Raw genomic sequence first — 14,266 nt, 5'->3', positions numbered from 1 at the left:
CGGCAGGATGAGCCGCTTCGGAATGATGCGGCAAAATCCTGCCGTAAAAACTTGTAATTACTCCTGCGGCATACTAGATTATGGGTTGAGGAAATTATCCATCCATCAAGTACGGGAGAATGAACCGATGCGAAAAATCATGTTCCGAATGTTTTTGCCGCTGGTTGCGGTCCTGCTGCTGGCCGCCGGATGCGCCGGCTGGGGCGGCGCGGCCAACAATGCGTTCAAGCCGACGGATTTCGCCGACTACCTGCAGCGCGAGGGGATCAAGGTTGAGAGCGTGCGCGATATGCCGCCGGAACCGTTCCGGGCGACCAGCGGCTGCGCGATCAAGGTCGCCGGTTCGGAGATCGGTGTGTATAAGTATGACCAGACCTCGGCGGTGCAGCGCAAGCGGCTGAACCGGATCGCCCGCGATACGCGCACCTATATCAATGGAATCCCGTATCCGGTGGCGGTGCAGGGGTCGTTCATGGTGTTCGGGCTGGACAAGAATCCGCAGAAACGGGAGATTCTGCGCGTGCTGAAAAAATTCAAATAGAGTTCGGATTGCTGGAAGAACCTTAAAAATCACTAATTTACAGGGAGAGGACGTCATGGCGGAAAAGAAGTATGTGTATTCCTTCGGCGCGGGAAAGTCGGAGGGCGACGGCTCGATGAAGGAACTGCTCGGCGGCAAAGGCGCGAATCTGGCGGAAATGGCTTCGCTGGGGCTGCCGGTGCCGCCCGGCTTCACGATCACCACCGAGTGCTGCGTCGATTATTTCAGGAACGGCAGCGAACTGCCCGCCGGAGTGGAAAAGCAGGTGAAAACTGCGCTCGCCAAAGTGGAAAAGGCGATGGGAATGAAGTTCGGCGATGCGAAGAACCCGCTGCTGGTCTCCTGCCGCTCCGGTGCGCGCAGTTCGATGCCGGGCATGATGGAGACGGTGCTGAACGTCGGCCTTTCGACGAAAACGATTCCGGGGCTGATCGCGAAAACCGGCAACGAGCGGTTCGTGTACGACGCCTACCGGCGGCTGATCATGATGTATTCCGACGTGGTGATGGAGAAGGCCGAGGGGATCGAACCGGCTGAAGGCAAGGCGATCCGCCGCCAGCTTGACGGCATGATGGAGGAGCTGAAGGAAAAGCGCGGCTACGCCTCCGACACCGACCTGACCGTGGATGACCTGAAGCTGCTGTGCGATCAATTCAAAATCCAGATCAGAAAGACGCTGAAAAAGGAGTTCCCGGACGATGCGATGGCCCAGCTCTGGGGCGGCGTCGGCGCGGTGCTGAAAAGCTGGAACGGCAAAAAGGCGGTCTCCTACCGCCGGATCGAAGGCATTCCGGATGAGTGGGGCACCGCGGTGAACGTGCAGAGCATGGTTTTCGGCAATATGGGCGACACTTCCGCGACCGGCGTGGCGTTCACCCGCGACCCGGCGACCGGCGACAACAAGTTCTACGGCGAATGGCTGGTCAATGCGCAGGGCGAGGACGTGGTCGCCGGAACCCGCACCCCGAATCCGCTGAACAACGACACCCGCAATGAGCAGAATAAGGCGCTCAAGTCGATGGAGGAGCTGTATCCGGAACTGTACAGGCAGCTTTTCGACATCCGCTGCAAGCTTGAAGCCCATTACCACGATATGCTCGACATCGAATTCACCATTCAGGAGGGCAAGCTCTTCATGCTGCAGTGCCGCGTCGGCAAGCGCACCGGCACCGCAGCGCTGAATATGGCGATGGATATGCTCGGCGAGAAGATGATCGACGAAAAGACCGCGGTGATGCGGGTCTCTCCGGCGCAGCTCGACGAACTGCTCCACCCGATCCTCGATCCGAAAGCCGAAAAGAAGTTTGAAGTGATCGCCAAGGGGCTTCCGGCGGGGCCGGGCGGCGCGGTCGGGCGGATCGTCTTCAACAGCGAAGAGGCGGTCGCCGCCGCGAAGAAGGGCGAATCCGTGATCATGGTCCGCGAGGAGACCAATCCCGAGGACGTCGAGGGCATGCGCGCCGCGACCGGCATTCTGACCGCGCGCGGCGGCATGACCAGCCATGCGGCGCTGGTCTGCCGCGGCTGGGGCAAGTGCTGCATCGTCGGCGCGGGAGCGTTGGAAATCAGCGAGGCCGCCCACACCATGAAGGTCGGCGGCAAGGTCTACAAGGCGGGTGATGTGATCAGCATCAACGGCACGCGCGGCTATGTGTACGCGGGTGCGGTCGCGATGATGGATTCGAGCGAGAATCCGAAGTTGCAGCACTTTATGAAGCTGGCGGACAAGTTCCGCAAGCTCGGGGTGCGCGCGAATGCGGACAACCCCGCCGATGCCGAAACCGCCCGCAGGTTCGGGGCCGAGGGGATCGGCCTGTTCCGCACCGAGCACATGTTCTACGGCAAAAACAGTGAAAAGCCGCTGTTCGCGCTGCGCAAGATGATCCTGAGCACTACGGTCGAGGAGCGGGTCAAGGCGGTGAAGGAGCTTTTCACTTTCGTGAAGAAGGATATCAAAAATACGCTGACCGCGATGGAGGGGCTGCCGGTCACTTTCCGGCTGCTCGACCCGCCGTTGCACGAATTCGTGCCGAGCGCGAAGGAGGCGCGGCAGGAGCTGGCCAGGGCGCTGGGCATCAGGCTCGCCGACATCGCGAAGCGGGCGGAGGGGCTGCATGAGACCAACCCGATGATGGGCCATCGCGGCGTGCGCCTCGGGATCACCTATCCGGAGGTCTCCGAAATGCAGATGCGCGCAATTCTCGAAGCGGCGGCGGAACTGGAACGCGACGGTGTGAAGTGCAAGCCGGAGATCATGATCCCGGTGACCTGCGACGTGGCGGAGATCAAATTCCAGAAAGGATTGCTGGCGAAGGTCGCGGCGGAGGTCGCGAAGAAGTTCAAGCTGGAAAAGCTCGACTATCTGGTCGGCACGATGATCGAAATCCCGCGCGCGGCATTGCTGGCGGACGAAATGGCGGCGGAAGCGGATTTCTTCAGCTTCGGCACGAACGACTTGACACAGATGACGTTCGGCTTCAGCCGGGACGACATCGGCGGCTTCCTCGGGGACTACCTCGACAAGAAACTGCTGGCGGCGGACCCGTTCCAGACGATCGACCAGAAAGGCGTCGGCAAGCTGATCGACATCGCGGTAAAGGGCGGCCGGTCGGTGAAGCCGAAGCTGAAGATCGGCATCTGCGGCGAGCAGGGCGGCGAGGCGAAATCGGTGGAATTCTGCCATCGTGAGGGACTGAACTACGTTTCATGCAGTCCGTTCCGGGTGCCGATCGCGCGTCTGGCCGCGGCACAGGCCGCGATTGCCAACGAAAAATAAAGCCTTTCAGCAGAATCCCGGATTCCCCGGGATTCCGTTCCTTTGTCGCGGGCAGGGCGTCTTGCCCGCCGGAGGCTGTCGCGAATGCGGCACGGCTTTCCCGGTGCTTCGCTTTTGAGATAGAGAGCACCTCATCCGAAACACTTGTACGCCAGGCCGCAGGATTTATCTGCGACTTCAAAATAACAAGGGCTTCCCGTATCGATTCCGGAAAGCCCTTGTTTCATTCTGGGGTGGAGCGATCAGTCGGCGGCGAAGCCGGCTTCATCGACCAGCAGCTGCTTGAGTTTGGCAAGCGCCTGGTTCTGGATCTGGCGGACGCGCTCGCGGGTGCGGCCGATCTCCTGACTGACCTCTTCGAGGGTCAGCGGGCGGTTGCCGCGCAAACCGAACCGCATTTCGAGGATGCGGCGCTCGCGTTCTTCGAGCTTTTCGAGCAGGTCCATCAGCCGGAACACCGATTCGACATCGCCGAGAATCTGGTCGGGCGTCATGGCGTGACGGTCCGGGATGATATCCTGAAACTCACCCTCTTCCCCCTGCTGGATCGGATCGTGCAGCGAGAAGGTGCGCAGATCGGCCAGCCTGAGGCCGGCGACCGTGCGCTCCGAGAAGTCGAGGTGTTCCGCGATCTCCGCGTCGGAGGGTTCGCGCCCCAGCTCTTCGGCCAGTTTCATGCGGACCGATTTGATCTTGTTGATCTTACCCGCGGACTGCACCGGAATACGGATGGTGCGGCTCTGGTTTGCCAGCGCCCGGCGCATCGACTGCTTGATCCACCATGCGGCGTAGCTGGAAAACTTCGCACCCTTGGCCGGATCGAACTTCTCCACCGCGCGCATCAGGCCGATGTTGCCTTCGCTGATCAGGTCGAGCAGCGGCAATCCGAGTCCCTTGAAATCGTGCGCGATCTTGACCACGAGACGGAGGTTCGCCTTGATCAGGGTTGAACGGGCGTCCTCGTGGCGGTCCTCGTTGTCGCCGTGAATCGCATCGGCCAGTTCGGCCTCCTCTTTCTTGTTCACCAGCGGAATCCGGGCGATTTCGCCCATGTAGACCTTCATCGTGTCGTTTTTGCTGCCGGCGACGACTTTGGAATCCAGCGCAATCTTGCGGGCGGAATCCTTTTCGTGCTTCGTCCGGGGACGGGCGGCGGCGGGCTCGCCGGCCTTGCGGCGGCGGGGACGCGATGCGGACTCTTCGCGCTCGGCCTCCGCATAAGCGGCGGAGTCGTCGATGTCGTCGAGCGAAACCGGAGCCGCTTTGGGCTTCGGCGCGAATTTGGTCGGAGGAGCTTCCACTTTCTTGATCACCAGCTTGCGCCCGGTTTTCAATCCGGCCAGCGGTTCCGGCGACGGGCCGTCATACTCATCATCGGAATCGGCATCGAAACGGGGGGATTCCGGAAGCGGCACGGCGGCAAATGCGGCGGATTTTTTTTCCTGATCGGGCGAAGCGGCTTTTTTCGCGACATCGGCTGCCGCGGAGCCGGCCGCCGTCCTGGCGGTTCCGGCTTTGGCGGCGGATTTCTTTTCTGCCATGAAAGACTCCTTAGCCGTCAAGGGGGGCCGCAGCAGAAAAAAGGCGCGTCGGCTCCGGGAAACGGCATTTTTTACTATAATTATAAAAAAAAATCGCAAAAACATCGGCTTCGGGGCTTCCAAAATCGCCCGCGAAGGCTTATAATAATACAGGTTCCATTCAGTGAAAGAATTGTGATGATTCAGTTTCCGATTCACTGATACCCATAAATTTAACAACATATACTGAAATGCCGAAAAATCAAGCCGCCGGCGCCGATAAATGGCGGAAAAAGATAAAAAAATATCTGGATGATCCTGCCGCAGCAGCTTTGTCGCGGCATTCGGTGGATTCCGCCGCGATTGCGCTGCCGCTTCTGCGGGCGGCGCTGGCCGGAAATGCTCCGCTGATCGCGGCCTTCCCCGAACTGAATCTGGCGGAGCGCGCGGTGGCGGAGCTTGAGGAGTTCCGGCAGGAGCTCGACCTGCCGCTGCGTTTGCTGGTCATTCCCGAGGCCGGGCGTGGCAAGTTGCTGTTTCCGGGCGGCGAAAGCCGGAGGGCGCGCGCATTGAATGCGGCGCTGACCGGAGAGTTCGACCTGGTGGTCGGCAGCGTCCACGCACTGCTCGCTCCCGCTCCCGCCCCGGAAACCACCGTCGAGGCCCAGTTGACGTTGAAGGCCGGCATGGAGCTGCCGATGGCGGAATTGCTGGAAAAGCTGGTCAGGCTCGACTATGACGACGAATATGAAGCGACGGTATCGGGGGAGTTCGCGCGGCGCGGCGGCATCATCGACATCTTCAGCCCCGCCCATGATTTCCCGTGCCGCGTGGAGTTTTTCGGCGACACCATCGATTCACTGCGCAGTTTCGCTCCTGAAACCCAGCGGTCCACCGGGGCGGTCGAAGAGTACCGGGTGATCGGGCGGGCCGGAATCACCGCCGGCGGCGCGGCGGACTCCGACCTTTTCGCCTATTTCGAGGAGCGTGACTACCGGCTGCTGACCCTTTATCCATCCACCGCGCGCGAACGCATCGAACGGTATTCCGGCGAAGCCGCGCTGGCCCGGTTCGACGCGCTGGCCCGCGACCGGGAGGCGGCGGGCCGGGCGCAGGTTTTCTGCGACGCGACGGAACTTTCGCTCTACCAGGACGCCGTTCCCGCCGACGTGCTGCCGCCGCTCGGCGCTGCGGAGTCGCTGATCTCGGGCGAAGCCGGGGAGTCGGCGCTGGAGCTGCGCCGCAAGCTGCTGGTCGAACAGCTCCGGCAGGCGGCCCGCGAGGGAGCCCGGATCGTATTTCTGGCGCCTCACGCCGACAATATTCCGGTGCTGGAAGCCTGGTGCCGCGGACACGGCCTTGCCGGGCGGAATTTCAGCTTTGAACCGGCCTGCATCGGCGCGGGCTTCGCGATCCCTGCCGAACAGCTGATCGCGGTCACTGAGCGCGAGCTGGTCAACGCCGGATTCACCCGGGAAGGACGCAGCAGCGAAAGCGATGTGGTCGCACCGGCAGCCTCCGCCGATGAAGAGCCGATCCGGGTGCCGGAATTTTCGCTGGCCGATCTCGACGAGGGGGATTATGCGGTCCATCTCGACCACGGCATCGGTATCTTCCGCGGCTTCAAGACGCTCGAAAGCCGCGGAATCGGCCGCGAAGTGCTGGTAATGGAGTATAAGGACGGACAGCTGCTCTACGTGCCGCTGCTTCAGGCGCACAAGGTCAGCCGCTACCTCGGCGCGGCGGGACATGTAACGCTGCACAGCCTCGGCGGAGCGCGCTGGAACCGGGACAAGGAGAGCGCCCGCCGCAGCGTCCACTCCTATGCCGCCGACATGCTCCGGCTGCAGGCGATGCGGCAGTCGGCCCCCGGCATCGTCTATCCGCCGGACACTGCCGAAACCAAGGCGTTTTTGCGGGCGTTTCCGTTCCGCGACACGCCCGACCAGTCCCGTTCCACCGCCGAAATCCGGCGCGACATGGAGTCCCCGCGCCCGATGGACCGGCTGCTCTGCGGCGACGTCGGCTACGGCAAGACCGAAATCGCGATGCGTGCCGCCTTCAAGGCGGTTTCCGCCGGTTATCAGGTCGCGATCCTCGCTCCGACCACAGTGCTGGCGCAGCAGCATTATTACAGCTTCCGCGAGCGGTTCGCCGCGTATCCTTACACCATCGACGTATTGAGCCGGTTCCGCACCGCCGCCGAACAGAACGCGATCATGCAGAAGGTCCGCTCCGGCGGCATCGACATTCTGATCGGCACCCACCGGCTCTGCAATCCCGACCTGAAATTCCGCAATCTGGGGCTGGTGGTGATCGACGAGGAACAGCGGTTCGGCGTGAAGCACAAGGAGCGGCTGCGCCGGTTCCGCGCCGAGGTGGACGTATTGACCATGTCCGCGACGCCGATCCCGCGCACCCTCTATCTGGCGATGGCCGGAGCGCGCGACCTCAGCACATTGATGACCGCGCCGAAGCAGCGGCTCCCCGTGAAAACCGTGATCGCGCCGGAGGATGAGATGCAGGTTGCGCAGGCGATCCGGGCCGAACTCGCCCGCGGCGGGCAGGTCTATTATCTCTACAACCGCGTCCGCACCATCGAAGAGAAGGCGGACAAGTTGCGCGCCCTCGTTCCCGAGGCGAAGTTCGCAGTCGCCCACGGCCAGATGAACGAGCATGAGCTTGAAGCGATCATGACCAGTTTCCTTGAAGGCAAAATCGACTGCCTGGTGTGCAGCACCATCATCGAATCCGGCCTCGACGTGCCGAATGCGAACACCATCATCATCGAACGCGCCGACCGCTTCGGCCTCGCCGAGCTTTACCAGTTGCGCGGCCGGGTCGGGCGCTGGACCCATCAGGCCTACGCTTATATGCTGCTGCCGAAAAGCCAGCTGGTCAGCACCGACGCCCGCAAGCGGTTGTCGGCGATCCGGCGCTGCTCGAACCTCGGGGCCGGATTCCAGCTGGCGCTGCACGACCTCGAAATCCGCGGCTCCGGCAACCTGCTCGGCTCCGAACAGTCCGGCCATCTGAACAGCATCGGCTTCGACCTCTACTGTCAGCTGCTGAAGCAGGAGGTGTCCAGACTGCGCGGCGAACAGGTCGAATTTCTTCCCGAAGTCGAAGTCGCGATCGATTTCGTGAGTTTCACCTTGAACGCTCCGCCCGGCGTCCTGCCCGCCGCCTTTCCGCCGGACTACATCGGCGGCGAACGGCTCCGGCTCGACGCCTACCGGCGGCTCGGCGCGCTGGCCTCCGAAGCCGAACTCGAAGATTTCGCCAACGAACTGCGCGACCGCTACGGCAAACTTCCGAAGTGCGCCGAAAACCTGCTCGCGGTAATCCGCCTGCGGCTTCTCGTCGCCCGCGCCGGTTATGAGCTTTTCACCGTCGCCGACGGCAGGGTGATCCTGCGCAATCCCGGCGGCACCGTCTACCGCGACGGCGGCCTGGTTCCGACGCTCGACTACCGCGATCCCCCCGAACTGCGGATGGTCCACCTGCTTGCCATCCTCCGCAAAGTTCCGCCCAAGACAACTGCCTGACAAGGGGATTTCGCCTTGGTCGCTCCGATCAGGAGCGAAATCCCCACTCGAAAAACTTGCACACGGCGTTTTTATCAAGCATGGGAATGGTGCTTTGCCTGAATCCTGATGACAGGATTTGGGCATGTTCCCGGAAAAAACGCCCTTGCGAATTGCAAAAAAGTGCTTTCCGTATTATTTTAATAAGATAGAATTTGAAATCATTTTGCAGTCATTACAATATGGGAGGACCATTGCCATGTCCGGAATTTTCAAAGCCTACGATATCCGCGGAGTCTATCCGGCCGACATCAACGCCGACATCGCCGAAGCGATCGGGCGCGCCTACATCGAATTCACCGGCGCGAAGAAGGTGGTCGTCGGCCGCGACATGCGCCCGCACTCGCAGCCGCTCTTCGAAGGATTGAGCCGCGGCATGCTCGCGCAGGGCGCAGACGTGATCGACCTCGGACTCTGCTCGACCCCGATGAGCTACTTCGCCAACGGCACCCTGAAAGCCGACGGCAGCGTGATGATCACCGCCAGCCACAATCCGGGCGAATGGAACGGCTTCAAGCTCTGCCGCGCCAACGCGGTTCCGATCTCCGGCGCGACCGGCATCATGGACATCCAGAAGATCGCCGAGGCAAAGTCCTGGAAGAAGTGCGACCGGCCCGGCAAACTCTCCAGCTACGACATCGCTCCCGAATACGGCAAATTCCTGCGCTCCTTCGCGAAGATGGACCGCAAACTCAAGGTCGTGGTCGACTACGCGAATGCGATGGGACTCTATGAGATCGCCGGCATCACCGATCTCTTCGACATCGTTCCGCTGTACGACACGCTCGACGGCACCTTCCCGAACCACGAGGCCAACCCGCTCCACCTCGCCACGCTCGACGCGATCCGCGCGAAGGTCAAAGAGGTCGGCGCGGACTTCGGCGCGGCGTTCGACGGCGACGCCGACCGCTGCGGCTTCATCGACGACCGCGGCGAAATCATCCCGATGGACCTCTTCACCGCGCTGATCGCGCAGGACATCCTTTCCAACGGCCCGGCGACGATCCTGTACGACCTGCGCAGCAGCCGGGCGGTGCCGGAGTGCATCCGCGAAAACGGCGGCAAGGCGATCCAGTCGCGGGTCGGCCACGCCTTCATCAAGGCGCAGATGCGCGAAAACGACGCGGTCTTCGCGGGCGAGCTTTCCGGCCACTACTACTTCAAGCAGAACTTCACCGCCGAATCGCAGGGGCTGGCGATGATCATGCTCTCCAACCTGATCTGCAAGAAGAACAAGCCGCTGCACGAGCTGGTCCAGCCGCTGCGCAAATACTTCTCGTCGGGCGAAATCAACTCGACCGTCGCGGACGTGAAGCCGATTCTGGATGCGATCCGCAAAAAATACGCGGACGGCAACATGTATGAGCTGGACGGCATCTCGTCGGAATACCCGAACTGGTGGTTCAACGTCCGTTCCTCCAACACCGAGCCGCTGCTCCGGCTGATCGTCGAAGCCGACACGCGGCAGCTGATGGAGGAAAAACGTGACGAGCTTCTGAAACTGATCCGCGGCTGAGCGTATGCCGCGATAACAAACAACCAAGGAGTCGAATCATGAAAAAAGTCACGTTGTCACTGTTCGGAGCCATGCTGGCGGTCGGAATGCTCACCGGCTGCGGCGAAAAGGCCGATGAGAACAAGACCCCCGAACAGATCAAGTCGGAAGTCGCCAGCTGGGATGCCGCCAGGATCGAAAAGCAGATCGAAGTCTACAAGAAGGCGATCGAAGAAAAGAGCAAAGAGCTGGCCAAAGTCATGGACCAGATCAAGGAAATCCCGCTGCAGGAGCAGCTTGGCGAAAAGGCCAAGGACCTGCGCGCCCAGGCCGATGAAATCGGCAAGTCCCTCGGTAAGCTGAAGGACAACATGGCCGCTTATGTCGATGGACTGAAGGCCAAAAACAAGTAAGTTCTCGCGAACACCGAGGGATGATGGAAGAGTTGTTCGATATCTACGATTCCGCCGGAAACCGGATCGGCGTCGCGCCGCGCCGGGAGTGCCACGGCAATCCCTCGCTGCTCCACCACACCAGCCACGTGGTGGTGTTCCATCCGGACGGGAAGCGCATCCTGCTGCAGAAACGTTCCATGTCCAAGGACATCCAGCCGGGCAAATGGGATACCGCCGTCGGCGGCCACCTTGCGCCGGGCGAAGATTATGAAGCCGGAGCCAGGCGCGAACTTGCCGAGGAACTGGGCTGGAAAGCCCCGGTAACGTTGCGTTATTTGTTCGATGCGCAGATCCGCAATGAAATCGAATCGGAGGATACCCGGGTGTTCGGCGTCACGTTGGCCGGTCCCTTTGAATTTCAGCGCGCGGAGATCGACGAAGTCCGTTTCTGGAGCGCCGACGAGCTGAAAGATCCCGCCAGTCACTCCTTATTCACGCCGAATCTGGTCACTGAGCTGCAGCGGCTCTTCGACGGAGGCTTTCTGTGAGCGAGGGGCAGGCGCAACTGCACTCCCCGTTCCGCGAGGCGCTGAAACGTTTCTGGAGCGACTGGCCGGCGCGCATCGGCACCGTCGGCATCCTGCTGTTGCTGCTCCCGGCGGTTTTCGCGCCGCTCCTGGCCAACGGGAGACCGCTGCTCGTCTGGGGCGGGGACGGGATTTCCCTGCCGTTCTGGCGCACCTTTTTCGCCCCTGACAGCTCCGAATATCTGGTTGAACAGGTGTTCAATTACCTGCTGCTGTTCCTGATCGCGTGGGGCGTGCTGCGTCCGGTCCGTCCCCGGCGGCTGCGGCGGCTTCTGCTGGCCGTCACGGCGGCTCTGCTGGTGCTTCCTTTCTGCCTGACCCAACCCCGGCTGGACAAGACCGACTACCGCCGGCAGGTCGAGCAGTCCGGCGCCCATGCGGTCTTTGCGCCGATTCCCTACGGCCCCTTTGAAATCGTCGCGGCCCCGTTTGAAGCGCCGGGGCGCACCCACTGGCTCGGTGCGGACGACATCGGCCGCGACGTCGCCTCCCGGATGATCTACGGCGCGCGCGCGTCGCTGGCCGTCGGACTCTTCGCGACCGCGATCGCGCTGGCGATCGGCACTCTCGTCGGCATGGCGGCAGGCTACTACCGGGGCTGGTTCGACCTGCTGGTGATGCGGCTGGTCGAAATCCTGCTCTGCTTCCCGACTTTCCTCCTGCTGCTGATCCTGATGTCGATCCTGAAGGACCGCAAGTTCGAGCAGTCGATCCTGATCGTGATCGCGGTGATCGGGCTGACCGGCTGGATCGGCCTCGCGTTCCTGGTGCGCGGAGAAGTGCTCAAACAGCGGGCGCTCCCCTACATCCAGAGCTGCGAAGTGGTCGGCATCCCGGTGTGGCGCACGATGCTGGTGCATCTGCTGCCCAACATCGCCGGACCGATCCTGATCAGCTTCACCTTCGGCGTCGCCGGGGCGATCCTCGCTGAAAGCGGGCTCTCCTTCCTCGGCTTCGGCGTCCAGCCGCCCACTGCCAGCTGGGGCGGACTGCTGCGGCAGGCGTTCGATGATCCGCTCGCCTACTGGCATCTGACCCTGTTTCCGGGCCTCGCCCTCTTCATCGCGGTACTCGCCTTCAACTTCACCGGCGAAGGGCTGCGCAAGGCGCTCGCGCCGCGCTGACGCTTGCAATTTCCCTGATCCGGCTGTATTGTAATACTTTCAGCCAGCAAGGAAATTTGGAAATGAACGAACAGACTCCGCCCGCATTGAACCTGAAACTGCTCGGAACCGGCGCCGCCGACTACGATTGGAACCGCTTCGGCGAGGAGGGCGTGCGTGGCAGCACCAGCTCGCTGCTCGACGGCCATATCCTGATCGACTGCGGCATCACCGGGCTGCGGAATCTGGAGCGGTTCGGCATCTCCTGTGCTGCGATCGACACGCTGCTGATCACCCACTCCCACGACGACCATTTCCTGCCGGAACAGATCGCGGTGCTCGCCGCGGGACGGCCGACGCCGCTGGCGGTCTACGCCTCCGCCGAAGCGGTCGCCGAACTTGGCGGCATTCCGGGCATCGCGGCATTCCCGCTCCATTCCGGCATGAAGTTCCGGCTCGGCGAAACCGCCGTGACCGCGCTGCCCGCCAATCACCTGACCAACATTCCGGGAGAACAGGCGTTTCACTTCTGCTTTGAAACCCCGGCGGGCAATCTGCTCTACGCGCTCGACGGGGCGTGGATGCTCAAGCAGGCGGTCCGGCTGATCGAACACCTCAGGTTCGACTGGATCGTGATGGACTGCACGATGGCCGACTCCGGCGACTTCCGCATTTTCGAGCACACCGACCTCGCGATGGCGGTTCACATGATCGAAACGCTCCGCAATTTGAACATCGTCACTCCCCGCACGCGCATCATCCTCGACCACCTCGCCCGCACGCTGTGGCCCGCGACTGAGGAGGAGCGGCGGCGCAAGATCGCCGGGACCGGCTTCGAACTCGCCTTCGACGGCATGGAGCTGCGCTGAGTTCACCGCGCGTTTTTCATATACTCTTTTATTCTCTGAAGTTTCCGCGGGTTGCAATCCACAACCGGTAGATTTCTTCCCCGGCTTCAACATCCAGCTCCGCTGCCACCGCGATTTCACCGTCGACCAGAGCATCCGCATGGAACGGAATTTCAATGACAGCCTGCCGGCCGGGTTCCAATTCCGGAATCGTGAACCGGATGTTTTCGCCGGGCAATCTCAATATCCCCGAAGTTGCAGAACAAAAGACGCCTCCCGTGTTTTCCAGCCGCAGCACGGTCGAACCGGCCGGGTCAAGAAAAAGACCGGCCCGGAACGGCACTCTTTCCGCGCACTTAAAAAGCCGACCTGAAAGATTGTTCCTGTTCAGAAACAGACCGATTGCTTTCGGCATCGGCATAGTATGCGGCAGTTCGATCCGGCGGTCGCCGACGCAGCCGGTCAGCGGGGCATTCCAGCCCAGTGACGCGGGGGTCGGCCCGGTGAGACGGAATACGGCGACGGCACCGTCTGCATGCAATTTTTCCACGCGCGTAAAAGCCGCACCTGAAATTCTGGCAATCGCTTCATTTTCCGTGCAACAATGCCAATCGGAACGCCGGGCGCACGATGCCAGAATGCGCCGCAATTTTTCCAGTCCGGCCGGAGTGTGGTTGCTGTGCATTCCCAGCGTGATATGAGTCGCACCCTGGCGCAGAAATTGTTCCACTTCAACGAAGAAACGTTCCTCATCCGGTTCACGATCTCCGGGAGTGATCAGAAATGAATTGACGAAACTGCCTACGGGATAACCATAAGGAACAGCCTGATCCCGAAAGTATTCCGGCGCACCCAGCATTCCGGCATGGCGCAGCGCCTTCCCGATTCTCGCGGCGGCCGTGGGATCATCTTTCCGGCGCCACGCACAAAACGGCAACGCGAATGCCGTCACCGGCAATTGGGAACGCACTTCATACAAATAGCGATTTTCAAAAATTTCATTCCAGAGCCTGGCGGCTCCCACTTCGGTCAGCCGGGGATGGGAAAGAGTGTGGTTGCCGACGGTATTGCCGCCATCCACCAGTGTTTTCATCGTTCCCGCGTAATAGTTGGGCCCGGCCTGACAGAGGTAAAATGTACCGGGACAGCCGGTTTCACGCATGACCTCCGCCGTTTTCAAATGGCGGTCGTTGCTGTCATCCCAGCGGCAGGAGAACAGCACGTTTTTGCCGGGAGGAAGTGCGCTGAGCGTCATGGTTGCAGCGGCGGCTTCCTCCTGCGAAGAAAACTCCACCCGGTATTCCCGAACATACTCCGGCAACAGCAGCGGATTGCCTGCCAGGACCGGAAATGTTCCCGCCGCGCACCACATCACCAGAACAAACAGTTTTATCATCCGATCCATTCTATTCGC

At 61.6% G+C, this 14,266-nt stretch carries 10 protein-coding genes; 8 read left to right on the top strand and 2 right to left on the bottom strand.

Going from position 1 to position 14,266, the window contains the following annotated elements; all coding sequences use genetic code 11:
* Nucleotides 1-127: 127 nt before the first annotated feature.
* Both C8D82_RS05065 and ppdK read left to right on the top strand, forming a co-directional pair.
* Nucleotides 128-541, top strand: coding sequence for a hypothetical protein (locus C8D82_RS05065; RefSeq protein ID WP_116883190.1), 414 nt, complete (start codon nucleotides 128-130; stop codon nucleotides 539-541).
* A gap of 55 nt (nucleotides 542-596) precedes the next feature.
* Complete coding sequence (gene ppdK, locus C8D82_RS05060) at nucleotides 597-3,317, top strand: pyruvate, phosphate dikinase (protein ID WP_116883189.1); 2,721 nt, start codon at nucleotides 597-599, stop codon at nucleotides 3,315-3,317.
* A gap of 242 nt (nucleotides 3,318-3,559) precedes the next feature.
* Here ppdK and C8D82_RS21550 read toward each other — a convergent pair whose 3' ends face one another.
* Complete coding sequence (locus tag C8D82_RS21550; RefSeq protein WP_207776070.1) at nucleotides 3,560-4,858, bottom strand: sigma-70 family RNA polymerase sigma factor; 1,299 nt, start codon at nucleotides 4,856-4,858, stop codon at nucleotides 3,560-3,562.
* A 230-nt stretch (nucleotides 4,859-5,088) separates the two neighbouring features.
* Here C8D82_RS21550 and mfd point away from each other — a divergent pair, with 230 nt between their 5' ends.
* The 6 genes from mfd (at nucleotide 5,089) to C8D82_RS05025 (ending at nucleotide 12,873) form a co-directional block, all read left to right on the top strand.
* Nucleotides 5,089-8,385 carry a transcription-repair coupling factor gene (mfd, locus tag C8D82_RS05050; RefSeq protein WP_116883188.1) on the top strand — a complete coding sequence of 1,099 codons (3,297 nt, stop codon included), beginning with the start codon at nucleotides 5,089-5,091 and terminating at the stop codon, nucleotides 8,383-8,385.
* 238 nt (nucleotides 8,386-8,623) lie between these two features.
* A complete protein-coding gene (locus C8D82_RS05045) occupies nucleotides 8,624-9,940 on the top strand; it encodes a phosphomannomutase/phosphoglucomutase (protein WP_165832834.1) in 1,317 nt (438 codons plus the stop codon).
* 38 nt (nucleotides 9,941-9,978) lie between these two features.
* A complete protein-coding gene (locus tag C8D82_RS05040; protein ID WP_116883186.1) occupies nucleotides 9,979-10,332 on the top strand; it encodes a hypothetical protein in 354 nt (117 codons plus the stop codon).
* 20 nt (nucleotides 10,333-10,352) lie between these two features.
* Nucleotides 10,353-10,862 (top strand): NUDIX hydrolase, encoded by a 510-nt coding sequence (locus tag C8D82_RS05035; protein WP_116883185.1) that lies wholly within the window; start codon nucleotides 10,353-10,355, stop codon nucleotides 10,860-10,862.
* Nucleotides 10,859-12,025, top strand: coding sequence for an ABC transporter permease (locus C8D82_RS05030; protein WP_116883184.1), 1,167 nt, complete (start codon nucleotides 10,859-10,861; stop codon nucleotides 12,023-12,025). The genes C8D82_RS05035 and C8D82_RS05030 overlap by 4 nt, the downstream gene beginning before the upstream one ends.
* Before the next feature lie 62 nt (nucleotides 12,026-12,087).
* Complete coding sequence (locus C8D82_RS05025; protein ID WP_116883183.1) at nucleotides 12,088-12,873, top strand: MBL fold metallo-hydrolase; 786 nt, start codon at nucleotides 12,088-12,090, stop codon at nucleotides 12,871-12,873.
* A gap of 28 nt (nucleotides 12,874-12,901) precedes the next feature.
* Here the strand turns inward: C8D82_RS05025 and C8D82_RS05020 are convergent, their stop codons facing one another.
* Entirely contained in the window at nucleotides 12,902-14,257 is a 1,356-nt protein-coding gene (locus C8D82_RS05020; RefSeq protein ID WP_116883182.1) for a polysaccharide deacetylase family protein, read from the bottom strand.
* Nucleotides 14,258-14,266 lie beyond the last annotated feature (9 nt).

The sequence above is a fragment of the Victivallis vadensis genome, assembly GCF_003096415.1.
Classification (GTDB): Bacteria; Verrucomicrobiota; Lentisphaeria; order Victivallales; family Victivallaceae; genus Victivallis; species Victivallis vadensis.
Note: the sequence above shows the minus strand (reverse complement) of the source record. Positions and strands in the feature narration are given on the sequence as shown.

Bases quoted from the DNA above. Each gene is read 5' to 3' on its own strand.
- C8D82_RS21550 (WP_207776070.1), bottom strand. From the start codon at position 4,858: ATGGCAGAAAAGAAATCCGCCGCCAAAGCCGGAACCGCCAGGACGGCG.
- C8D82_RS05065 (WP_116883190.1), top strand. From the start codon at position 128: ATGCGAAAAATCATGTTCCGAATGTTTTTGCCGCTGGTTGCGGTCCTG.
- mfd (WP_116883188.1), top strand. From the start codon at position 5,089: ATGCCGAAAAATCAAGCCGCCGGCGCCGATAAATGGCGGAAAAAGATA.
- C8D82_RS05020 (WP_116883182.1), bottom strand. From the start codon at position 14,257: ATGGATCGGATGATAAAACTGTTTGTTCTGGTGATGTGGTGCGCGGCG.
- C8D82_RS05025 (WP_116883183.1), top strand. From the start codon at position 12,088: ATGAACGAACAGACTCCGCCCGCATTGAACCTGAAACTGCTCGGAACC.
- C8D82_RS05040 (WP_116883186.1), top strand. From the start codon at position 9,979: ATGAAAAAAGTCACGTTGTCACTGTTCGGAGCCATGCTGGCGGTCGGA.
- C8D82_RS05035 (WP_116883185.1), top strand. From the start codon at position 10,353: ATGATGGAAGAGTTGTTCGATATCTACGATTCCGCCGGAAACCGGATC.
- ppdK (WP_116883189.1), top strand. From the start codon at position 597: ATGGCGGAAAAGAAGTATGTGTATTCCTTCGGCGCGGGAAAGTCGGAG.
- C8D82_RS05045 (WP_165832834.1), top strand. From the start codon at position 8,624: ATGTCCGGAATTTTCAAAGCCTACGATATCCGCGGAGTCTATCCGGCC.